This is a genomic window from Vreelandella titanicae, assembly GCF_014697095.1.
GTDB lineage: Bacteria > Pseudomonadota > Gammaproteobacteria > Pseudomonadales > Halomonadaceae > Vreelandella > Vreelandella titanicae.
In genome coordinates this window covers 972,468-994,546 of sequence record NZ_CP059082.1, presented here as the reverse complement: position 1 = coordinate 994,546, position 22,079 = coordinate 972,468, and the positions used below count along the sequence as shown (strand labels likewise).

Annotated in this window: 20 protein-coding genes; 10 read left to right on the top strand and 10 right to left on the bottom strand. The window is 53.3% G+C overall.

Annotated elements, in window-relative coordinates; genetic code table 11:
* Positions 1-44 precede the first annotated feature (44 nt).
* On the bottom strand, positions 45-383 hold the full coding sequence (locus HZS52_RS04705; protein WP_190374223.1) for a hypothetical protein: 339 nt from the start codon (positions 381-383) through the stop codon (positions 45-47).
* 153 nt (positions 384-536) lie between these two features.
* On the opposite strand from HZS52_RS04705, the gene HZS52_RS04700 reads away from it, so the two are divergent.
* Together HZS52_RS04700 and HZS52_RS24700 are read left to right on the top strand one after the other, a co-directional pair.
* Positions 537-986, top strand: a complete 450-nt coding sequence (locus tag HZS52_RS04700; RefSeq protein WP_190374222.1) for a LexA family protein — start codon at positions 537-539, stop codon at positions 984-986.
* The gene (locus tag HZS52_RS24700) at positions 983-1,135 is read left to right on the top strand and encodes a DUF4113 domain-containing protein (protein ID WP_190374221.1); all 153 of its coding nucleotides are present in this window, start codon (positions 983-985) and stop codon (positions 1,133-1,135) included. Before HZS52_RS04700 ends, HZS52_RS24700 begins: the two co-directional genes overlap by 4 nt.
* 193 nt (positions 1,136-1,328) lie before the next feature.
* Here the strand turns inward: HZS52_RS24700 and HZS52_RS04690 are convergent, their stop codons facing one another.
* From HZS52_RS04690 to HZS52_RS04675, 4 genes are all read right to left on the bottom strand, one after another.
* The gene (locus HZS52_RS04690; protein ID WP_190374220.1) at positions 1,329-2,765 is read right to left on the bottom strand and encodes a hypothetical protein; all 1,437 of its coding nucleotides are present in this window, start codon (positions 2,763-2,765) and stop codon (positions 1,329-1,331) included.
* Between the two features lie 376 nt (positions 2,766-3,141).
* The gene (locus HZS52_RS04685; protein WP_190374219.1) at positions 3,142-4,365 is read right to left on the bottom strand and encodes a tyrosine-type recombinase/integrase; all 1,224 of its coding nucleotides are present in this window, start codon (positions 4,363-4,365) and stop codon (positions 3,142-3,144) included.
* A gap of 247 nt (positions 4,366-4,612) precedes the next feature.
* A complete protein-coding gene (locus HZS52_RS04680) occupies positions 4,613-5,491 on the bottom strand; it encodes a YicC/YloC family endoribonuclease (protein WP_009286318.1) in 879 nt (292 codons plus the stop codon).
* 105 nt (positions 5,492-5,596) lie between these two features.
* Entirely contained in the window at positions 5,597-6,613 is a 1,017-nt protein-coding gene (locus HZS52_RS04675; RefSeq protein ID WP_009286319.1) for a substrate-binding domain-containing protein, read from the bottom strand.
* A 300-nt stretch (positions 6,614-6,913) separates the two neighbouring features.
* On the opposite strand from HZS52_RS04675, the gene HZS52_RS04670 reads away from it, so the two are divergent.
* From HZS52_RS04670 to HZS52_RS04650, 5 genes are all read left to right on the top strand, one after another.
* Positions 6,914-7,897 carry a substrate-binding domain-containing protein gene (locus HZS52_RS04670; protein ID WP_039857817.1) on the top strand — a complete coding sequence of 328 codons (984 nt, stop codon included), beginning with the start codon at positions 6,914-6,916 and terminating at the stop codon, positions 7,895-7,897.
* A 76-nt stretch (positions 7,898-7,973) separates the two neighbouring features.
* The gene (locus HZS52_RS04665; RefSeq protein ID WP_223828048.1) at positions 7,974-9,461 is read left to right on the top strand and encodes a sugar ABC transporter ATP-binding protein; all 1,488 of its coding nucleotides are present in this window, start codon (positions 7,974-7,976) and stop codon (positions 9,459-9,461) included.
* Positions 9,454-10,452 (top strand): ABC transporter permease, encoded by a 999-nt coding sequence (locus tag HZS52_RS04660; protein WP_022521073.1) that lies wholly within the window; start codon positions 9,454-9,456, stop codon positions 10,450-10,452. Before HZS52_RS04665 ends, HZS52_RS04660 begins: the two co-directional genes overlap by 8 nt.
* Entirely contained in the window at positions 10,449-11,441 is a 993-nt protein-coding gene (locus HZS52_RS04655) for an ABC transporter permease (protein ID WP_039857823.1), read from the top strand. Before HZS52_RS04660 ends, HZS52_RS04655 begins: the two co-directional genes overlap by 4 nt.
* Before the next feature lie 13 nt (positions 11,442-11,454).
* Entirely contained in the window at positions 11,455-13,011 is a 1,557-nt protein-coding gene (locus HZS52_RS04650) for an FGGY family pentulose kinase (RefSeq protein ID WP_009286321.1), read from the top strand.
* 123 nt (positions 13,012-13,134) lie between these two features.
* On the opposite strand, the gene HZS52_RS04645 is transcribed toward HZS52_RS04650, so the two are convergent.
* On the bottom strand, positions 13,135-14,019 hold the full coding sequence (locus HZS52_RS04645; RefSeq protein WP_039857826.1) for a D-alanyl-D-alanine carboxypeptidase family protein: 885 nt from the start codon (positions 14,017-14,019) through the stop codon (positions 13,135-13,137).
* Between the two features lie 705 nt (positions 14,020-14,724).
* On the opposite strand from HZS52_RS04645, the gene rph reads away from it, so the two are divergent.
* The gene (rph, locus tag HZS52_RS04640) at positions 14,725-15,447 is read left to right on the top strand and encodes a ribonuclease PH (RefSeq protein ID WP_170834128.1); all 723 of its coding nucleotides are present in this window, start codon (positions 14,725-14,727) and stop codon (positions 15,445-15,447) included.
* Between the two features lie 127 nt (positions 15,448-15,574).
* Here the strand turns inward: rph and HZS52_RS04635 are convergent, their stop codons facing one another.
* Positions 15,575-16,342: an exodeoxyribonuclease III gene (locus HZS52_RS04635; RefSeq protein WP_009286323.1), complete on the bottom strand. Its 768-nt coding sequence runs from the start codon at positions 16,340-16,342 to the stop codon at positions 15,575-15,577.
* A gap of 141 nt (positions 16,343-16,483) precedes the next feature.
* Between HZS52_RS04635 and pyrE the strand changes: the two genes are divergently transcribed.
* Positions 16,484-17,149, top strand: coding sequence for an orotate phosphoribosyltransferase (pyrE, locus tag HZS52_RS04630; RefSeq protein WP_039857831.1), 666 nt, complete (start codon positions 16,484-16,486; stop codon positions 17,147-17,149).
* Here the strand turns inward: pyrE and HZS52_RS04625 are convergent, their stop codons facing one another.
* Positions 17,150-17,620 carry a tRNA (cytidine(34)-2'-O)-methyltransferase gene (locus HZS52_RS04625; protein ID WP_022521067.1) on the bottom strand — a complete coding sequence of 157 codons (471 nt, stop codon included), beginning with the start codon at positions 17,618-17,620 and terminating at the stop codon, positions 17,150-17,152.
* Positions 17,621-17,730: 110 nt separating this feature from the next.
* Here HZS52_RS04625 and rep point away from each other — a divergent pair, with 110 nt between their 5' ends.
* Entirely contained in the window at positions 17,731-19,800 is a 2,070-nt protein-coding gene (rep, locus tag HZS52_RS04620) for a DNA helicase Rep (RefSeq protein ID WP_009286326.1), read from the top strand.
* Positions 19,801-19,906: 106 nt separating this feature from the next.
* Here rep and HZS52_RS04615 read toward each other — a convergent pair whose 3' ends face one another.
* Positions 19,907-20,782, bottom strand: a complete 876-nt coding sequence (locus tag HZS52_RS04615; protein WP_039857834.1) for a c-type cytochrome — start codon at positions 20,780-20,782, stop codon at positions 19,907-19,909.
* Between the two features lie 184 nt (positions 20,783-20,966).
* Positions 20,967-21,917: a GNAT family N-acetyltransferase gene (locus HZS52_RS04610; RefSeq protein WP_009286327.1), complete on the bottom strand. Its 951-nt coding sequence runs from the start codon at positions 21,915-21,917 to the stop codon at positions 20,967-20,969.
* Between the last annotated feature and the right edge of the window lie 162 nt (positions 21,918-22,079).

Genomic DNA, 22,079 nt, shown 5'->3' with positions numbered 1-22,079 from the left:
GCTATGGGGTGAGTGAGTAAAAGGCAAAACCAAACAGGCGCGACTCAGTGAGCGGCGGCCAAAGGAGGATAAGACTGTCGAAAGGCGTGCCCACAGGCAAGGCACAGCCAGGGGGTTCCGGTACCAGGTGGCAGCCACTGGGCAAATAGAGATGACGTTGCTCGAACACCTGACTGGCCTCCGGTAACCGCGCCGATCATGGCAGTCGGGAGTTTAGCGAACGGAAAACGCGTCGTTGCCAGTGATAGCGGTTGGGTCACCGCCGTCGCGCGTAAAGCGCCGATAGCACCGCCCACTACGCACCCGCTGATAACGCCAACGCGTTGGGCAGTATCAAGATTAATCAGGCGGGTAGCGGCGCAGCGTTTACAGGGTGGGGGCATTGGCAATACTCCTATGCATCACGAAGCAATTCGTGGGGTGGATTCATAGGAGTGATATAGGTCTGAATTTTTTAGCGTTGACCTTTGATGGTTGCTTCACTCGGCTTCTTTACTGATACTGTTCATTTATACAGTTAAAAATAAGGGCCTATTATGTCATTGAATGTGTCACTGTTGGGCCGGGCAGACGCCATGGCCTCGTCATTACCGTTACCGCTTTACTCCAGCGCCGTGCGCGCGGGGTTTCCCTCACCGGCGGATGACCATCTTGATGCCGATCTAGATTTGCACCAATACGTTGTGAAACGACCGGCGGCGACCTACTTTGTCAGGTCGGAGGGAGACTCCATGCTGGGCGACGGTATTCACCACGGCGACTTACTGGTCGTTGATCGCAGTCTGGAAGCGCTGCCAGGTCGCATCATCGTGATCTGCGTTGACGGAGAGCTCACGGTAAAACGCCTGGAGCGCGTGGGTCAGCGTACCTACCTTCGGGCGAGTAACCCTGCATATCCCCCGATTCCTATTGATGGTCGTGAATCCCACGTTTGGGGTGTTGTAACGTATGTGCTTCACAGCTTTCCAGGGGCAACGCTGCAATGATGGCCACGATAGACAAGCTCAATCGGGAACTCGGTAAAGGAACGGTACAGATGGGCTTGCCCTGTAAAGGGAGCGCTTGGTCATTGCGCAGTGAGCGACGCACTCCACGCTATACAACGCAGTGGAATGAGCTACTCATCGTTAAATAAGAACAAATCACTGCATCAATTCAATACCATCTCAGGCATTAAGAAATATGACAGATTCTGGCAAGGGGGGATTAGTTAGTCTAAGTTTAATACTATTAATTATTAAAAAAAATCAGGCTTTTATAAGTAAAAGGCTTTTTTGTCATAGGTGTGCTTAATAGAACATGCCTTTCCAAACTGAAAAAAAACCAGCCTAAAGACCGCACGCAGACTTAATTGCTAAAATTGCCACTCCCACACCAATTTTTTCGCCAACTGATAGACTCCATTCCCCTGTTTTAGAGAGCGCTTTTAAAACTTTCTCATAGTTTCCTTTATTTGCTTCCAATTCTGCTTCTGCAATTGCGCCAACTTCTACAAACTCTTCTGCTGTACTTACATTTTCTTGCATCTCCTTACGCAACAGGGATAATTCTTCTGCAAGTTTTACAAAATCAACTTTAGTCTCATTATTATTGGAAATTTGATTAAATGTACTGTTTGAGACTGTTCCATTAGGACCTATTATTCCACCTTGATTGTTGTGATATTTGTCACCCATTATTGTGTCTCCAATATTTATATCAGCTCCACGCAAAGCATCGCGCATGTCTAATGCTGAAGCTGCTTTTTCAAGTATTTGACGCCTAATGTCCAATTCGTATTTGAGCTTATTTAAAAGTGCTACTCTGTTACCAGGTAAAGAGCCACTGTCAGTCTGATGAGCAAGTGCTAAAATATCTGTTCCTTCAACACTAGCAGGCAACTTGAAGCACTGCTCAACCACATTATTAAAATAAAGTTGAACTTTTTCAGATTCTACACTGCGTGGCTTTAGCTTCAAATTATCTCCGCTCAGTTCACCAAGAAAAAACTCCAGGCTTTCACGCATAGCATTGAGACGTAACAAACTAACCCTTATTTCTCTCGCGCTAATATTCTGATGCTTATTTTTCGCTAACCACCAGCATCGAATATTTTTATTTTTTTCCTTGAACCAAAAATGTTCAATTTTAAAACCATATAAATCATAGAAGTTTTCTTTAGTCGAATAGAATGGAATATTAATTTTCTCATCATCTAAGGTTTCCAAAAAAAGTAGTGGCGAGCCAGCCTTAACTAGAGAAGAAACATTATCTTTATTAGTTCCATTCAAGTTTTGAGCACTTGATCTTGAATATAGCTTAGCCAATAAATCCCCACAACTTATTAGATCCGAACTTGAAAAACACTTACTATCTTTCGGTACACGAACATTGACTTTAAATATAAATTTAATTAAATTTTTTAATGAATTACTATCTAATCGCTTTCCTTCAGACTCGATATCAACCTTGAAGCCAAATTCAAATTTACCCGTTATATGTCCATCGAAGAAAAACCTTCGAAATTTCGGCGTGACCTTCCACAATTTATCAGACGATATATTGGGAAATATATCCTGAAACCTACAAGCTCGATTCGCTTTGCATAACCGCGACTCCCCAATCCAGTTATCTATGCCGCCCAGCTTTCGAGGATTGATACTGCCTAAGTTTCGAACATATTGGCTATCAGAGGGACAGGGCCACGACGGTGTTTTAATTCTTTTGGGCTCACCTGATGAAAATGATCGTAAATCAGTAATAGGGAATTGAACAACTATAAACATTAGACACCGACCGGCAACGAATCATTTAGATGCCCTCCCTGATAAGCAGAAGAGGGCTTTGGGTAGATGAAAGGCTTCAAAGGAATCGCGAGTACTCTCCCACTGAGCTACACCCCCCCACATGAGGGGGAGGCAGGAGTTGAACCTGCGACCTCTCGCTAGCTCTGAATCTTAAGTATCTACTTGATAGATCAGAAGTCCGATGCTTTTGATCTAAAACAAGTAAAGCTCAACTAACGTGAAGTGTCAAATTCCAAAAAATATGTAATTCTGAAGAAGCCATACCAAGTAAGGACTTGATCTAGATCTAGATCTAGAAAGAATCAAATAAATCCGAACATTCAGAAACTTAAAATCATTTCTAAATATTAGAGATTTATATATCGGAATTAATTGTAGGTACAACCAGCTGTGCAACTTTGATCAAAGCCAATTTCCGCTCATCATAATAGTCATACCTGTCGTAAATCCCCTCCACTCCTTTGAGCTTATGATTCAAACAGCGCTCAGCAACGTGACCCGGTACACCTACAGAAGCCAGCAAGCTGCGGCAGGTACGCCGAAGGTCATGCACGGTAAATTCGGCAATATCGCCCATTCTGTTCTCGGGCTGCTGCTTCTTGCCTGGCTCCTTACCAAATAGCTTGGCAATGGCGCGATTCAGTGTGTCCTTGCCCATATGGGGATGCTTGCTGCTGCGACGGCTAGGAAACACATACGGCGAGCCACAAGCACGAATCTGTAGCTCCTCCAGCCACGCAATAGTTTGTGGAGGGAGAGGTATCGCAATCCCTACACCCGATTTGCTACGTTCGCCCGGTAGATCCCAGCTCGCATCTTTTAGGTCGAACTCTGACCACTTAGCCTCTGTAAGCTCAGTTTTACGCACCCCTAAAACAACGAGCAAAGCACATGCGAGATAGTTATCACGGGTAAAGCTAGTCCGGTTCTCTCTGAACACAGCAAAGGCTTTACTAAGCTCATCGGTGCTTAGCGCCCTGACGCGGCTTTTCTCGACCCCACCCGCATCGTTGACGTTGAAAGCAGAAGCGGGGTTATAGGTAAGCAACCCTAGCTTGATGCTGTGATTAAATAACTGCTTTAAATACATCAAGGCATCATTAGCAATGGTTGGCCGACCGCTGCTAGTCACCTTTCGGACGATGGCACGTATATCCATCGGGGTAACGCTATCCAGCGTTAGCGTACCGATAGCTGGAGCAATATCCCTTTCAAATACGCGTTTCGGTATGTTGGGGTGCTTGAGGCGTTTCTCTAGATCTTGGTACCAATCGTCGAAAAGATCTTGAACCGTACTGATTGTTATTTGCTCATCACGCCTTCGCTCTGCAAGAGGGTCGGTGCCATTACGGATAGCCTTCTGGGTTTCGACCACTTGTTCACGGGCTTCAGCTAGAGAGAGCTGGTGGCACTTACCCAGTGTCATACCCCGGCGTTTACCCGCGAAGGTATAACGGCACATCCAGTAGGCAGCTCCTGCCTTAGGAATCATCAAGTACAAGCCGTTGCCATCACCATAGCGCCCTGGTTTGGCTTCCCTGATCAATGACTGAACCTTCTTGGCAGTAAAGCTTCCCATCCTCCCCCTCCGCTAATGTCCCAAGAATTTTCCATTTTCAACATTACATTCAATGTATTGCGCCAAAAATGGGTAGTACTTTAACGAAAATCTGTCTCACTGGTGGGTAGCATGGCATTTTACCACCCAATTTACTACCCACTCAGTGATGGCTTAGGGTGAATTTCGGTGGACAAGCGTAGACAACGTCTGATATTAAATTATTAAAAAACAATATCTTATACATATAGATAGACACCCATAGACATTACTCAATATTCTGAATCTGCTCCCGCATCTGCTCAATCAACACCTTTAGCTCAACCGCGCAGCGTGTCGTCTCAGCTACCACGGATTTTGATGAGAGGGTGTTGGCTTCGCGGTTGAGTTCCTGCATCAGGAAGTCCAAACGGCGGCCTTTGGGGCCTTTTTGAGAGAGCTGGTGGCCCACTTCTTCTATATGTGCGGTCAGGCGATCCAGCTCTTCATCCACATCGGCTTTTTGCGCCACAAGCACCAGTTCGGCTTCCAGGCGCTGGGGGTCGAGTTCAGTTTTGGCGACTTCCAGGCGTTCCAGTAGTTGGGCGCGTTGGCGCTCAAGAATCTGCGGCAGCAGGCTACGCACGGTGGCTACCTGCTCGCTTACGGCGGTTAGTCGGGTGGTGATCATCTCGGCGAGCTTTGCGCCTTCTCGGGCGCGAGCGTCGATTAGCTCATTCAGTGCCTGATCAAACAGGGTTTTGGCGGCGGCTTTGATGGCGTCTTGGTCGAGATGCTGGGCTTCCATCACACCGGGCTGGTTGAGTAGCGCAAGCGTGGTGGGCGGCACGGCGCTGGGCACTTGTTGCTGTATGGCGGTTAGCGCATCAGCAATAGCGGCTAAGCGGGCGCTGTTAACGGCGGGGGCTTGGGCAGTTTCGGCGCTCTCAAAGCGAACACTGCACTCGACTTTGCCACGGGCTAAACGGGTGCGCAGCGCTTCACGCAGCCCTGGCTCTAGGTCACGCAGGCTTTCATGCAGGCGGAAGTGAGGCTCTAAATAGCGCTGGTTCACCGAGCGAATTTCCACCTGCAGGGTGCCAAACGGGGCAGCCTGCTCGGTGCGGGCAAAGGCGGTCATGCTGTGTACGCGGCTGGAAGTGGCCATGTTTCATCCTGGTAGTGAATAACGGTGTATAAAGCATTGCCAACAGTCGTGTCTAAATGGCTAGCCTATTCATTCGATTCAGTAAATGCTGTGCGAAAGAGCGTATCAAACACCCATTATTTCTGGCTGAACCTCTATGAGCAGACGGGAATCCCGCGGTGGCGTATCAATCAGCTCGAAGACGCGGTCGATCATCTCGATCACATTTTGCCGAACCATCATCAAACGCGGATGAAAGGCAGCGGCAAGAGGATCCCAGTCAAAACAACCAAAAATAATGTCATCTAGATAATAGCCATTTAGCTGTAACCCACGAACGATGCCCTCAAGAGAAATCGTGGAGTTGACGAACATAGCGCTGGGCAGAGTAGACCGGTTACGCATGTATGTTGCCAACGCAGCCTGGGCCTTATCGGCAGCATAATCGCAGGGGAGGATATTCTCTTCCGCCGTCGCCAGCCCCACCTCCTCTCTCGCTTGCTTGAAGCCGGCAATACGCTCGCGGGTATTGTGATCCTCATCACGGCCGCCAATAAATAGCACAGGGTCATCACTGCGCTTCTCTTCAGCAAGGCGGTTGAGGATGGCATGGGTAAGCTGTCGCGCGCCATCACGGTTATTGGAAATCACCGACGGTGCCTTACTGCCAGGAAGATCGAGATTAATGCTTTGCACGCCGCTCTCTGCACACATCTGTGCAATCGTATCCGGATCCGTTGCGCCGGTGCATACCAGGCACTCAACACGGTAAGCCAGCATCATTCGGGCTGCTTCACACTCTTGCTTGGGATCTCGATTCGTACACGAAACAATCGCAAACAGCCCCCGTCGACGTGCTTCTGATTCGAAATGTTGGGCTATCGAACTGAAATAGCGGTTGTCGTACAGCGGCAGGATCATGCCGATGATACCTGAGCGTTCGCGCCGCAAGGCACGGGCCTGCATGTTGGCCGAGTAGCCTTCCGACTGGGCGAGCGAAAGAATTTTGCTGGCAAGTTTCTTGCTGATGCGACGGCGCTGCCAAGTGCCGTTGAGCACGGCACTGACGGTACTGGGCGATGTTTCTGCCAACCTCGCCAGGTCGTAAATAGTCAGCCGCTTGGATGAAGAGTCGCTAACCACGTGGCAGCTCCTTGCGATTAGATAAAAGTAGCATTGACGTGATGATGCAATAGATCAATCCTACGCTATGCACAACCGATTGTGCATTCTCGACTAAATGACAATAACGATAGCGATGACGCATCGCTTAGGCACCACTCAACGTATCCAGCACTGTGTAAAGCTCCTATGCATTGTGAGGCTCGGAAGCGTCTGCGCCATTTTATTTGACCATGACGCAACGTACAGCAGCACTATTAAAGCGCTTCAATGCACTCTATTCCACTGACTGGGTCAGCCAACAGCAAGCAGGAAATCACAATGAAATACAAAGCACTTCTTACCGCAGCTACGCTAACAGGCATTATCGGCAGCACCGGCGCAATGGCTCAGGAGTCTCCTACGATTGCCGTGGTCGCCAAGGTGGGGGGCATCCCCTGGTTCAATGCCATGGAAATGGGCATCGAACAAATGGGTGAAGAGCTTGGAGTAGAAGCCTATATGGTAGGCCCCACCAGTGCTGACCCCGCCCTGCAGGTACGCGCGATAGAGGATCTGATCAGCCGTGGCGTTGATGTCATTGGCGTTGTCCCGAATGATCGTGAGGTTCTTGAGCCGGTATTGGAACGAGCACGTGATCAGGGAATTATCGTACTGACCCATGAAAGCCCCGAATCGGTCAACATCGACTACGACTTTGAAATGATTTCAGCGCAGCAGTTAGGTGAAGAGCACGCCAAGCTATTGGCTGACACCACCGGCTGCGAAGGCTCTTATGCCGTTTACGTTGGCGGCCTCAGCGTTCCCGCTCACAACGCCTGGGCAGATGCTGCCGTGAGCTGGCTCGATGATAACTGCTCGGGCTTGACCCAGGCCGCTGATCGTTTCGGCGTGGCCGAAAGCGTCGATGACAGCCGCAACACCACCCTGGACTTGCTGCGTGCCCACGAAGATTTGGCCGGCATCATGTCATTTGGTAGCCAGGGAACCATCGGCGCTGCTCGGGCCGTGAAAGAGCGGGGGCTGGAAGGGGATGTGGCCGTTATGGGCCTGTTCTCTCCTGGCCAGGGGCGCCGTCTGGTGCACGAAGGTGTGATTACCGGTGGTTTCCAGTGGAGCCCTCTGGACGCGGGCAAAGCGTTCGTTGCCCTGGGTGAAATGCTCTATAACGGCGAAGAGATTACCGATGGCGCCGAATTGCCGGTACTGGGTGAAATTACCCTGGACGGCAAAACGATCTTTGCCTCACAGCCACTCAAGCTGAGCAAAGATACCGTGGATGAGCTGGCAGAGCTCGGCCTGTAAGACTGCGCTTATTGATCGTGTAAAGGCTGCCGCGCTCCTGAAGAGCGCGGCAGTGATGTTGAGAGAGGAGCCTCCAATGGGCGATATCGCGATTCGAGCGCGTCACGTTAGCAAGATTTTCGGTCAAAGCCGGGTGCTCGATGATGTCGAATTCGAACTTCGCCGGGGTGAGGTGCTTTGCCTTGCAGGTGAAAACGGTTGTGGCAAAAGCACGCTCATTAAAATTATTAACGGCGTATACACGCCTGAAGAGGGGGTAGAGCTTTCGTTTGGCGATGAAACGCTCTCTGCCATTAGCCCGATAGAGGCGCGCAACCGGGGCATCCATGTGATCTGGCAAGATCTCGCGCTGTTCCCGCACCTGACCGTCGCGGAAAATATCGTCTTCGATGACTACGTTGCCAAGCCTTGGCGGCCTATTTCCTACAAAGATGCGCTGACGCAATCCCGCGAGATCATTCAGCAGTTTGGCCTCGACCTGGATCCGATGGCCCGTGTTGAAGACCTTTCGATTGCCCATCGTCAACTCGTTGCGATTTGCCGCGTGCTGCGTGCAGGGGCCAGTATCATTTTTATGGATGAGCCCACCGCCTCGCTTACCTATAAAGAGGTGCAGACGCTGCTGGGCATTACCCGCTCACTGGCGGCGAAAGGCATTTCCATTGTCTTGGTCAGCCACCGGCTGGTGGAAGTGTTGGAGGTGTGTCAACGCGTCACCGTGCTCCGCAACGGGAAGTTGGTCGGCACCTACCCCACCGAGGGGATGACCCAGGCACGACTTTCAACCCTGATGACCGGGCTTGAACTTGAGTTTACCCCTCGTGCTGAAACACACAAAGGCGCCCCGGTACTGGAGCTTAAAAACTTAAGTCGTGAAGGGGAATTTGAAAATGTCTCTTTCACCCTGCATCGCGGTGAAATTCTTGGCCTGACGGGTTTGCTGGGCGCAGGGCGTACCGAAATAGCCCACACGATTTTTGGGATGACCCAGCCCACTTCAGGGCAGTTGCTAAAAGAGGGGCAGCCGCTGGCGCTGCGTTCCAACCGCGATGCCGTGCGCCATCGCATTGCCTATCTTTCTGAAGACCGACTCAATCTTGGCCTGGTGCAAAACCAGTCCATCAATATGAATACCGCAGTGACCGTATTACCAAGGCTGGAAAAACCGCGCTTTTTTCTCTCCCCTCAGCGCATCAAGGCACTGACCGCCCACTGGATTGAGCAGCTTAAAACCAAGGTGAGTGATCCCGAGCTTGCGGTCTCCTCATTATCCGGCGGTAACCAGCAACGCATTGCACTCGCCAAATGGCTAGCCACCGAACCCGACGTTCTCATTCTTGACTGCCCGACGATTGGCGTCGATGTAGGCGCCAAAGCCGGTATTTTCGACATCATCAGAAATCTTGCCGACCAGGGCATGGCCATCATTCTGATTTCGGATGAAGCAGGAGAAATCTGGATGAACGCAGACCGTGCGCTCGTATTGCGCGAGGGGCGCATCTACTCCGAGGTTATACCTGCGGAGACCACGGAAGAAGCGCTGGAGGCGATCATCAATGCATAAACGACTGCTAAACAGAAGGATCGGCACTGAAGGTACTCTATTGAGCATCCTCATGCTGCTGTGCGTGGTGTTAGCACTTGCGACCGACAGCTTTCTCACCTTTCAGAACCTGTTTGACCTGCTTAACAATCAGTCGGTCAATATCATCTTTGCAGTGGGCCTGGTCGTCGTTCTGATTGCGGGTGGGATAGATATTTCCTTCGCCGTGGCGGCATCCGTGGTGCAGTACGTGGTGCTGTCACTCCTGATGAATTACCTGGGCGGAGGCAACTGGTTACTTGGCATCCTGCTTTCGATGCTGGTTGGTATGCTACTGGGGCTCTTCAATGCGCTGCTGATCCACCGCTTCCGAATTGTTTCGATCATCGTCACTATCGGCACATTTAACCTGTTTTTCGGCCTCTTGATGTACTTCACCAGCGGGGTATCCATCTACGACATCCCCGATTGGCTCTACTACTCGGTTCCGTTGCTTGACCTACCCGCCGAACGCGGATCAGCCACGCTCTACTTACCCGCGGCAGTTATGGTGGTGATGGTAATACTCACCTGGTTCATTCTGGCCCGCACCGGTTTTGGGCGCGCGATCTACGGTTTCGGATCAAATCCCGAGTCCGCCCGCCGCTCTGGCGTTAGTGTCTGGAAGATCCATGCCTTTGCCTACGGCTGGCTGGGTCTATGCGCGGGGGTGGCGGGCCTGATGCAGGCTCATATCGTACAAGAGGTCGTGCCCAACGCCTTGATAGGCCAGGAGTTGCCAATTCTGGCGGCTGTCGTGCTAGGCGGCGCCACCCTGGGCGGCGGGCGCGGCTCAGTGCTCGGCGCTGTACTGGGCGTGCTGCTTCTCGCCGTTGTCCAAAACGGCCTGAACCTGCTGGGCGTCACTCCTTACGCCTTCCGCATGATTGTCGGGCTGATTATCTTGATTGCGATCACCACCAGCAACCTAGGCAACCTGTTGCCCCGCACCACCAAGGCGAGGAACGTATGAATAAGCGCCTGAATAAACAGCCCTCCACGGCCGGACTCCGCCTGGGGGGCGATAGCATTGAAGTGGCCGCCATGACGGCTCTGCTCATCGGCAGTATTGGACTCTTCTCGCTATTGGCACCGGGCTTTCTGACCGCCACTAATTTTGGCTCGATGTCGATGCAGCTGCCGGAGCTGGGGTTACTCTCACTGGCGATGTTGCTGCCCATCATTTCCGGTGGCCTGAACCTCTCGGTTACCTTTACCGCCAATATCGCAGGGCTGATGACCGCTTGGCTGGTACAGGGGTTACTGGCGGGCATGGGCATACTAAGCGTTCCCATAGCGATTATCGCCGGGCTTGCCGTCGGCGCTGCCGCAGGCTTTTTGATTGGCGTTATCGTTGCCTATGTGGGCGCCCACCCCATTTTGGTTTCCCTTGGGGCAATGATCTTTCTGCAGGGTGTGGGTGAGTTTTTAACCCGCGGTGGCGGTATTTCAGGCATGCCGGAGGTATTTCAAACCATCGGCAGCGGCAGTTTTCTGGGCATACCAATCCCCATGCTGATCTTTCTCGCCGCTGCCGCAGGGTTGATCTACATCATGCATTTCACCCGCACTGGCTTTTCGATTTATATGCTGGGCTCCAACTCTCGGGCGACGGAGTACTCGGGCATTAACGTCAAGCGCGTGCTGATCACCGTCTACACGATTTCCGGCATTTTGGCAGGGTTAGCGGGCATGGTGATGCTCGCCCGCTTTAACTCTGTACGTGTAGGCCACGGCGAGAGCTACCTACTGATTACGGTTTTGGCCTGTTTTCTGGCCGGGGCAAACCCCTTTGGTGGCTTTGGCCGCGTACTGCCACTGGTGCTGGGCTTGATGAGCCTGCAGGTAATCGCTTCCGGCATGAATCTGATGGGCGCCAGCCAGCATCTAGCCACCGCGGTATGGGGGGCTTTTCTAATTATTGTAATGGCACTACGTATGCCATTTATTAAACAGTCGTGAGTAAGGTTTTCCCATGAGTCATCAAGAACATGTTCTAGGCATTGATATCGGTACGGGCAGCGCCCGAGCAGGCATTTTCACGCCGGATGGCGTGATGCTTGCCGAAGCGAAAACACCCATTGCAATGCATCGCCCTGCCGAGCATCACGTGGAGCAAAGCTCAGCGGATATCTGGCGCGCGGTATGCAGTGCAACCCAGTGCGCCCGCGAGGCTGCCGGTGTAACGTCCGATTCCATCACCAGTATGTCGGTGAGCGCCACCTGCTCGTTGGTGCTCCTTGATAAGCAGGATAAGCCGCTAGCACTCTCACCGGGCGATGAGGCGTGGAATATCATTGTGTGGATGGATCATCGGGCAACCGCAGAAGCCGCTGAGTGCACGGCTACCCAGGCAGCGCCGCTGCGCAATCTGGGTGGCGTCATGTCTCCAGAGATGCAGATGCCTAAGCTCATGTGGTTGAAGCGGCACCGGCCCGAGCTCTATGCAAAGATCGGCTACGCTGGTGATCTAGGCGATTGGCTGGGCTTTAAATGCACCGGCTCTCTTGAACGCTCGGTCTGCATGCTCTCCTGCAAGTGGACGTTTGACCCACGCCCTGGTCATGGCTGGGATCACGACTTTCTAAAGCAGATAGATATGCAGGATGTACTCGAGTGCGCCCGATTACCCGACCAAGCCCTTCCCGTGGGCGTAGCACTTGGGCAGTTGACCGAAGAAGCCGCCGATGACTTGGGACTGACGACTCGGTGTACCTTCGCAGTGGGCATGATTGATGCCTATGCCGGTGCGCTTGGCACGCTAGGCAGAAGCCTCGCTGATGCTCCCGAGCGCCGCCTTGCCGTGATTGGCGGCACTTCCACCTGCCATATCGGCGCCCAGCCGGTGCGGCGAGAGGTACCCGGCGTGTGGGGTCCTTATCCGGGGGCGCTATGCGACGGTTTTGTTGCCAACGAAGGGGGGCAAAGCATTACCGGTGCCCTTCTAGATCACCTGGCGGCACTATTTTCAGCCAGCAGTGAATTCGGCGACGATCTTCACGGCGCGTTATCAGACCTTCTACTCGAGCGCTTGGCATCCGGCGACCCAGCTCCTGACACCCATGTTTGTCCTGACTTCATTGGCAACCGCTCACCCTTGGCGGATCCGGAAATTCGCGGCTCCATCACGGGATTGACCCTTGATACTCCTCGCGAGAGCTTCATCAAGGTCTATTGGGCGGCAGCCACCTCGCTGGTTTACGGCACCCGCGCCATCATAGAGCGTATGAATTCCCATGGTTATGCCATCGATACCCTGCACCTCAGCGGAGGGCATGGACGTTCAGCACTGCTGCGAAAGCTCTATGCCGACGGTACCGGTTGTCGGGTTGTGCTGGCGGATGCGCCGGAACCCGTACTACTTGGGGTAGCCGTGGCGGCGCTGGCTGCTCAGGCCAATGGTGAGATGCTTAGCGTTGCCAATGGCCTCGCCCCAGGCGAACAAACATTAGAGCCCGACCAGGCAATGCAGGCGCTGCACACTGCGCGTTATGCCGCTTTCAAGAAACTTTACGAAGGGCGTCTCGACTGACACAGCCAACCTGTTTCATGGGGTCATTACATGAGTAGTGCGTAGGCGTCCGAAATCCGGGAACAAAACATAAACATCGTTCCCACCCGGAGCAATGATGCATCAGCGGTGCAAGGTACAGATTCAGACGGTGCCACGTGCTAATTCATTACTGAGGTCAACCAATTTTAAATAGTCGTGGTATCGCTCCTCTACTGTTGGTGACCCAAACGATACTGAGACGCAGATCCCTCCGTTCTTAGTTGCCGAAACAGATGCCAGGTTGAATATAGCTGGCCACAGCGTGCCCGTTTTCCCGCCAAGATATTGCGGAAGCGAGAATTCCGGTACAGCCCGTCGCGTTGAGGAGTGAAAAGCAGACTTTAAAACCAGCCTGCGCGGCACCGGTCCCGTTATCCCGATAGCAAAAGCTTTGGCCCCCCAAACCCTCGTAATCGGGCCATAGATCAGACATTTCTTCACCAACAATGATAAATCTCGGGCGGTAGATCGTTGTCCGCGTACCGCCAACCCGTGTGGGTTTAGGAATTGCGATTTCGTCATCCCAAGATTTCGAGCGGTCGTGTTCATTTCCGCAACGAAGCGTTGCACGGCGTCGTGACTTGTGCATGTCTTCGATCCCAGCATCATTTGGCCAAATGTCCGCGCAATCAGATTGGCTGCTACATTTGATGACGGCACCAAAAGGTTAGCGATGCTGTCGCCGAGTGAAAGGCGGTCTCCTGCATGAAGGTTACGACCAGATCCTTCGACATCATCTTCAGGAACCATCTCTAGCTTGAAGCTTTTCGGCAACTGGAAGTTACTTGCCATCTCGATAGCAACGATGGCCGTCATCAGCTTGACGATTGACGCAGGCGCCATTGCCTTGTCGGCATCCTTCTCATAGATGATGACATCAGAGCCAGTGGAGTTGTGGGGCAACTGCAAACAGATCGCACTTTTCGCGGCGAGGTCGGGCGTAGGGCCTATTGATTTGCGTTCATCATACGGAGCGTGATTAGCCAATTCCGTTATTCCCTACTGTTGTCGTCAACGGTCACTAGGATTCAGATGACAAAGATGTCGTCTGCGCTCAGCGACGACGAATTTGTCAAAGTTGCAAACCAGATAGCAGTCATCGCTCCGTTGCCATCCGGGTCGTAGGATAGGTGGTTAGCCCATGTCACGTTATCATTTGTGATTGCATCCGCGATTTCTTCAATTGTGGCGACGTAGTTTGGATCGAATGACATGATCTGTTGCCTCTGCTGCGAAATCGATAATGACCATACCCAAGCTGATTTTGCGCAAGGCTGGTTGCTTATGCAATGTTGAATAGGCGACGTTTCCCGCATTTTCTAGGGCGTAGTGGCTTGGCGATTTCCTTTCCCTTGGCTCCAAGCAAATACCGCCAGAGGCCCATAAATCTTATAGCCACCGATTTCCTGCTCACCGAACACATCGCAGATATGGTGCTTTGTTGCCAATTTTGAGCCGCGCAGCAGCTTCTATTCCTTGTTGCGTGAGACGGAAGTACCATCCGTCCATAAGTTCCTATTTCGCTCACGTATTTCGGACGCCTACGTACTACTCTTGAAACGCCCCTTTCAAGACGCTAGCTGGATGTTAAGCCCATCAGCGCACTCCCAGACGTGTACAATGGACGGCTTTTCCCAGTTACGCGTTTATCGAGAGGTAATATTTGTGAGCAGTGCTAAGCGTCCTGATGTTGTGCGCCCCAGTGGTCGCGAAGCCGACCAGCTCCGTGAGATTCGCCTGACCCGCGATTACACCCGTCATGCGGAAGGCTCCGTACTGGTGGAGTTTGGCGATACCAAAGTGCTGTGTAATGCCAGCGTAGAAGCCGGTGTGCCGCGCTGGCTGCGCGGCAAGAATCAGGGCTGGGTCACCGCTGAGTACGGCATGCTGCCCCGCGCCACTCACACCCGTAGTGGCCGTGAAGCGACCCGCGGCAAGCAAGGCGGTCGCACGCTGGAAATCCAGCGTTTGATTGGCCGTAGCCTGCGCGCCGCGGTGAATTTGAAGAAGCTGGGTGAGTTCACCATTACTGTGGATTGCGATGTGATTCAGGCCGATGGCGGTACCCGTACCGCGGCGATTACCGGGGGCTGCGTAGCACTGATCGATGCGATCCGTTATCTGCAACGCGAGAAGAAGATCAAGGGCGATCCCTTCAAGCAGTTGGTGAGCGCCATTTCCGTGGGTATTTATAAAGGCGTGCCGGTGCTGGATCTGGACTACCCGGAAGACAGCAAGGCCGATACCGACCTGAACGTGGTAATGACCGAAAGCGGCGAGCTGATCGAAGTACAGGGAACCGCCGAGGCCGGCGCCTTCACCCGTGCCGAGCTAAATGACATGCTCGATTTAGCCGAGAAAGCAGGCGATGCACTTCGCGACCATCAGCGCGAAGCGCTGGGTATTCGAGGGTAATGAAGGTGAGGTGTGAAGAGTAAGGCGTATAAAAACAACAGGCCAGCTAAATGCTGGCCTGTTGTTTGTCACCCCGGCTAATCAGCAAGGGTGACAGGCGACGCGGGAAAAGTTCGTTGCCTAGCGCTTAAAGCGCTAGGTCGTACTCAACGATTAGCGGTGCGAACTCTGAGAAGGTCGCATCGTAATCGATCCACGCGTCGACCACGTGGCGGCGGAAGTTGGGGCCGACTAACTGATAGTCGATCCGCCAGCCTTCCTGGCGCTCACGAGGCACGTCTTGGTCAAGCTTCGGCCACCAGGTGTACTCACCTGCATCGCGGTTAATTTCGCGGAAGGTGTCGATAAACCCGGTGGGACCAAGCACCTGATCCATCCAGGCGCGCTCTTCCGGGCGGAAGCCTGAGGTCAGTTGATTATCCGACCAGTTAGCCAAATCGACGGTTTTATGGGCAATATGCCAGGTACCGCAGAGGATGTATTCGCGGCGTTTGCGCGACATCTTCGTCAGGTACTCTTGATACTGCTCCATAAACGCCTGTTTGGCTTTTTGGTCACTTCCGTCAGGCATCAGGAAGGAGACGATACTGAAGCGTTCATAATCCGCCTGCAGAAAACGTCCTTCATGATCACACTGTGGAAACCCAAGGCCATACATAATCGCCTTGGGAATTTTGCGGCAATAGAGTGCCACACCGGAGAAACCGTCCTCTTCGGCATCCAGGAAATAGCCTTCATAGCCTTCCGGATACAGAATGTGGTCACCCAGTTCAAAACTTTTTGCCTTGATGTTCTGCACGCAGACCACGTCGACATCCTGCTGAGCCAGCCAGTCCAGGAAGCCACGATCGACGGCATCACGAATACCATTGACATTGATGCTGGCAATTTTCATAAATCGTCCCTTTTGCGTCGCTGCTGTATGATACCCGACGTTTAGACGTTTGGGTAAAGGCAGCTAGTAAAACTTGCCATTTACCCCACTTTTATTGTTGCTTTCGTACTGATTTAAACCTACCGCCTAGTGAGGAATGCCGTGGCCACCACTCTACAACCCTACCAGCGCGATTTCATTGCCTTTGCCATTGAGCAAGGCGTGCTTAAGTTTGGCGAGTTTACGCTTAAATCTGGCCGCGTTAGCCCCTACTTTTTCAACGCAGGGCTGTTTCAAACCGGTCGTGCGCTGGCCAAACTGGGGCGTTTTTACGCCCAGGCGATTGTCGATAGCGGCTTAAACGCCGATGTGTTGTTTGGCCCGGCGTACAAAGGTATCCCACTGGCGGCAGTCACCGCGGCGGCACTGGCCGATCATCACGACCGGGATATGCCCTACGCCTTCAACCGCAAAGAGGCTAAAACCCACGGAGAAGGCGGCAATATTGTGGGCGCACCGCTTGCTGGCGATATTTTGATCATTGATGACGTGATTACCGCGGGCACCGCGATTCGCGAAGTGATGACGCTGATTGAGCAGAGCGGTGCTCAGGCCGCCGGGGTAATTATCGCACTCGACCGTCAAGAGCGCGGCCAGGGCGAGCAGAGCGCGATTCAGGAAGTGCAGGCTCAGTATGCCATGCCGGTGGTCAGTATCGTTACCCTGGAGCAAGTGCTCACTTATCTGGAAGAGCATGCCGGTGGCGAAATGCTCGCCTACGCTGAAGCGATCAGGGCTTATCGTGACCGCTATGGGATTGCTGGCTGATTAGACCTGCAACGCGCCAGCAAAACCTTGCTGGCGCCACGCCTCGTAGCTCACAATAGCCACGGCGTTGGACAGGTTTAGGCTACGGTTGTTCGGCTGCATGGGCAGGCGCAATTTATGCTCCGAAGTTAGCGCTTCATGCACCTGGGGTGAGAGCCCAGCGGTTTCAGAGCCAAACAGCAGTACATCGCCTGGGGCAAAGTCCGCATCGCTGTAGGTGCGCGTGCCTTTGGTAGTGATCGCCCAGATGCGCCGCCCCTGCATGGTTTGCTGAAAGGCGCTAAAATCGGCGTGGCGAGTGACGTTGTCGAGGTCGCGGTAATCCAGCCCGGCGCGACGCAGCTTCTTCTCTTCCAGGTCGAAGCCAAGCGGCTCAATCAGGTGTAACCGGCAGCCATTATTGGCCACCAAGCGCATGATATTGCCCGTATTGGGCGCCATACGCGGTTCAAAAAGCGCTACTTCAAACATCTCCACCTGCCTGTTTATTATGCATTCGCCAAGCGGACGATTGTACTTGAAACCGTACTTGAAATCGTAATTGAAACCGCCTGCAACTCTCGTAGAGGACGACCGACGCCATGACGCCCGCAACGCCCAAGAGCATTCTTAGCCGCATCAAAGGGCTAAACCCGCGCCAACAGGAAGCCGTGCGCTACATTGATGGCCCTTGCCTGGTGTTGGCGGGTGCAGGTTCCGGTAAAACCAGCGTTATCACCACTAAAATTGCCTATTTGGTGCAAGAGTGTGGGATGAGCGCGCGCAGAATCGCCGCGGTGACCTTTACCAATAAAGCCGCCCGAGAGATGAAAGAGCGCGTGGGCCAGATGCTCCACGGCAAGGAGGGCCACGGGTTGACGGTCTCTACCTTTCACACCCTGGGGCTGAATATTATCCGTGGCGAGCTTAAAACCCTGGGCTATAAACCGGGCTTTTCGCTATTTGACCCGGAAGACGCTAAAGCACTACTGCGCGATTTGATGAATAAAGACGCTCAGGTGGACGCCGAGCAGATCAACGCCGTGCAGAGCAAAATTTCCACCTGGAAGAACGACTTGGTGCTGCCCAGCGATGCGCTCTCGTTTGCGGCTGATGACGATGAGCACTTTGCCGCTCGGGTGTATGAAGCCTACGTACGCCATTTAAAAGCCTACAACGCGGTGGATTTCGATGATCTGATTCTGCTGCCGGTGGTACTGCTCAAGAACGATACGGAAGCACTAGAGCGCTGGCGGCGCAAAATCCACTATATGCTCGTCGATGAGTATCAAGACACCAACGTCTCCCAGTACCTGCTGGTGAAACTGCTGATGGCGGAGCGCTCCACCTTTACCGTGGTAGGCGACGATGACCAGTCGATCTACGCCTGGCGCGGTGCACGCCCTGAAAACCTGATTACCCTGGGTGAGGATTTCCCACGCCTGAAAGTCATCAAGCTGGAGCAAAACTACCGCTCTACCGCCACGATACTGCGCGCCGCCAACACACTGATCGCCAATAACCCCCACGTTTACGAGAAGACACTATGGTCTGATATGGGCGACGGCGCGCCTATTCGAGTAATCGTGAATCGTCATGAAGAGGCGGAGTCTGAGCGGGTCGCCAGCGAAATGCTCACCCGGCGTATCAAGGAAAAGGCCGAGTGGCGGGACTTTGCGGTGCTTTATCGGGGCAATTTCCAGGCCCGCTTGTTAGAGCTTAAGCTGCAGCACTACCAAATTCCTTACAAGCTCTCCGGTGGTACGTCGTTTTTCTCGCGCAACGAGATTAAAGACACCATGGCTTACCTGCGCCTGCTGATTAATCCCGCCGACGACAACGCTTTTTTGCGCATTGTGAACGTGCCACGCCGCGAAGTGGGCCCTGGAACGGTAGAGAAGCTCGCCAACTATGCTACAGAACGCTCAATTTCGCTGTTTGCCGCCTGCCATGAGCTTGGGTTGGAGCAAGTATTACCGACCCGAGCCGTGGAGCGGTTGTCGCGCTTTACCCACTTTATCGACGGCGTGCGCAAGCGCATGGATCAAGGCGATGCCATTGCCGCCATTCGCGACATGCTGCGGGATATGGATTACGAAGCTTGGCTGTATCAAAACGCCAGCGCGCCCACCGTCGCCGAACGTCGCATGGCCAACGTGTGGATTCTAATCGACCAGCTAGAAAAATCCCTCAACCGCGACCCAGAGGACGATACCGATTCCACCGAGACCGAAACCGACGGCGTAGAAGCAGCTATTTCACGCTTGGTACTGCGCGATATTCTGGAGCAGCAGGCGGAAGAGGATGACTCGGATAGAGTACAGCTACTCACCATGCACGCCTCAAAAGGCCTGGAGTTCCCCCACGTCTATTTAATGGGCTTGGAAGAGGATCTACTGCCTCACCGCAACGCCATCGAAGTAGGCACTGTGGAGGAGGAGCGGCGGCTGGCCTATGTGGGCATTACCCGGGCGCGGCGCACGCTAACGCTGACGCTTGCCCGCCAGCGCAAAGCCTACGGTGAACTGATGGACTGTACGCCCAGCCGCTTTTTAGACGAGCTTCCCGGGGAGGATTTGGAGTGGGAAGGTCGTGCCGATAAAGAGGATCCGGATAAGAAGCAGGCCCGCGGTAAAGACGCCATTGCCGGGCTGCGTTCGCTGCTGGGGTGATAAAGTGGGAGTTATAAAATTAGGCTTTTAAAAAAAGAATATCCACAGGGCGGCGACTAAAACACCCTGTGGATAAATTTACCAAGCTAAATCATTGCTGCTTACTTTACTGGGCTTCAGCCATTAAATAATCGACAACGGCCATCACTTCTTCATCGGAAAGATTGGGATTACCGCCTTTGGCTGGCATAGCGCCGATACCGTTAATGGCGCTGGCGTAGAGCTCATCAGCCCCCTTCTCTAAACGCGCCGCCCAAGCTTCTGAATCGCCAATTGTCGGTGCGCCAGCAACGCCGTTATCGTGACATGCCACACAGCCAGAGCTTGCGTAGAGGGCTTCACCGTCTAAGTCGCTGCCACCGCTGGCTTCTTTAACTGCTGCCGCGTCTTCTTCACTCGCTGCATCGTCGTTAGAAGCCATTTCTTCAGTTGCCGCTTCACCTTCAGCAGCGGCGGTCTCTTCGGTAGCGGCCTCATCGGCGGCACCTTCGTCGCTAGAAGCTTCGGCCTCTGCAGCAGCTTCATCACCGCCACTCAACTCGGGCACTTCCATAACCGGCTCAACCATATAGGCGACCGCCGCTTCCACTTCTTCATCGGAAAGGTTGGGGTTACCGCCTTTCGCCGGCATGGCGCCAATACCGTTAATAGCGTGATCTAGCAGCGTGGCGAAGCCTTGTTCAGCACGTTCAGCCCAGGCCTCTTCATCACCACGAATAGGTGCGCCCGCAGCGCCCGATTCATGACAGGCGCTACATACATTACCGTAGATGCCCTCACCGTCGATATCACCGCCACTGCTACTATCGCTAGGAGGTGCCGCTGCGGTGCCACAGTCTTGGCCTTGTAAACAGAGTTGACCCACCGGCGCCAAACGCTCGGCAATCGCATCACGTGCGGCGTCATCTTGGGCATAAACACTGGATGTGCCCGCCATGAAGCCGAGGGCCGCCAGCCCGCTCATGATCAGCTTAGCTTTCACTCTCACCACCTCTTGAGTATTGTCATCAAACTTTTATCCTCAACCCCTGTGCGTGGCAGCGCCAATATCGACGGTGCGCAGCTGAGACGCCAAGACGTGCATATAGGACTAGTATAACGGCAACGCAAAGCGCAAGAAAATGCTACTAAGCGCGCCTATTCAACCGTTGACTACTATTGGCAGCTTAATTTGGCAAACTCCTCCTCTCACCACTGCCTTTCCAGGCGAATAAACGTTGCTGCGCATAGCGTATGAAACCCGCCTGCTGGTAAAGCCGTTTAGCCGGTAAATTTATGTCATCTACCGCCAGCGTGACCTCCTGCACGCCAGCCTGCTGGGCAAGCGCGAGGCCTTTATTTAACAACGAGCGCCCCAAGCCTTTGCCACGCCAATTCGGTGTTAGTCCCATTAACATTAGCTCCCAACGGCCTAGCGCAGGGCGCGGCGCAAGCAGTAGCACACCCACCACAGCCTCGTGATAGCCCACTGCGTACCAGTGCTGTGGCGCTTGGGGATCCTGCTGATAAAACCCATTCAATAACTCTTCCACTGAGAGTACGTCGCGCAGGGGTCGGCTATCCAGCGAACCCTGACCCACTGCGGCCAGCAGATTCAGCTGTTCCGCCCAAGAAAACTCGCAAAGAGGCTGCAGTGAAAGCGGCAGCGCTTCATTCATCGCTAAGCGGTAGCGGCTACTGCCGGTTAAATGATCCAAGCAAGCCAAACGCTGCATGCCATGCTCACGTAGCAGCGCTTCTGATACGGGCGCCTGGGATGACAGCTCCAAGTGGCACAAGCGAATATTGTGGGCTTCTACCCATGCATTGGCCGCACGCAATAGCTCGCTAGTATGCACACCCTGTTCGCTGGGCAACGGCTTGGGTAACCATAGCTGCGCCATATTCATGGGCAGAGGTTGTACCCAGATGGCGCTCACTAACTGGCCTGCCTCAATAGTTATCCATAGCCCATCCCACTGGACATCTGGTTGATTGTACATTGCCTTTACGGCAGCGCTCAGTGCCGCTTGCTGTTCAGGGTCATGAGCAGCAGCCAGCTGCAGCAGTGCCTCGCGACGCCGTGCTGGCGGGCAAAGTACTACCTCTGGGCTATTTGAGGGGTCACTAGACGTCATGGCTGATCAATCAAATGCCGAGCTCCGAAGAAGTAATAAAGCGTGCTACGTTATTAGCCTACAATTTATAACCTCATCCTGACGGCCTAAGCCTTTGCACGCCACCCTTATCCGTGCTTATTTCAAAGGTTAATGGCAGCGAATGATTTAAAGGAGTAACCA

Coding starts and splice junctions, on each gene's coding strand:
- HZS52_RS04705 (WP_190374223.1), bottom strand. CDS start 383: ATGCCCCCACCCTGTAAACGCTGCGCCGCTACCCGCCTGATTAATCTT.
- HZS52_RS04700 (WP_190374222.1), top strand. CDS start 537: ATGTCATTGAATGTGTCACTGTTGGGCCGGGCAGACGCCATGGCCTCG.
- HZS52_RS24700 (WP_190374221.1), top strand. CDS start 983: ATGATGGCCACGATAGACAAGCTCAATCGGGAACTCGGTAAAGGAACG.
- HZS52_RS04690 (WP_190374220.1), bottom strand. CDS start 2,765: ATGTTTATAGTTGTTCAATTCCCTATTACTGATTTACGATCATTTTCA.
- HZS52_RS04685 (WP_190374219.1), bottom strand. CDS start 4,365: ATGGGAAGCTTTACTGCCAAGAAGGTTCAGTCATTGATCAGGGAAGCC.
- HZS52_RS04680 (WP_009286318.1), bottom strand. CDS start 5,491: ATGGCCACTTCCAGCCGCGTACACAGCATGACCGCCTTTGCCCGCACC.
- HZS52_RS04670 (WP_039857817.1), top strand. CDS start 6,914: ATGAAATACAAAGCACTTCTTACCGCAGCTACGCTAACAGGCATTATC.
- HZS52_RS04665 (WP_223828048.1), top strand. CDS start 7,974: ATGGGCGATATCGCGATTCGAGCGCGTCACGTTAGCAAGATTTTCGGT.
- HZS52_RS04660 (WP_022521073.1), top strand. CDS start 9,454: ATGCATAAACGACTGCTAAACAGAAGGATCGGCACTGAAGGTACTCTA.
- HZS52_RS04655 (WP_039857823.1), top strand. CDS start 10,449: ATGAATAAGCGCCTGAATAAACAGCCCTCCACGGCCGGACTCCGCCTG.
- HZS52_RS04650 (WP_009286321.1), top strand. CDS start 11,455: ATGAGTCATCAAGAACATGTTCTAGGCATTGATATCGGTACGGGCAGC.
- HZS52_RS04635 (WP_009286323.1), bottom strand. CDS start 16,342: ATGAAAATTGCCAGCATCAATGTCAATGGTATTCGTGATGCCGTCGAT.
- HZS52_RS04625 (WP_022521067.1), bottom strand. CDS start 17,620: ATGTTTGAAGTAGCGCTTTTTGAACCGCGTATGGCGCCCAATACGGGC.
- rep (WP_009286326.1), top strand. CDS start 17,731: ATGACGCCCGCAACGCCCAAGAGCATTCTTAGCCGCATCAAAGGGCTA.
- HZS52_RS04610 (WP_009286327.1), bottom strand. CDS start 21,917: ATGACGTCTAGTGACCCCTCAAATAGCCCAGAGGTAGTACTTTGCCCG.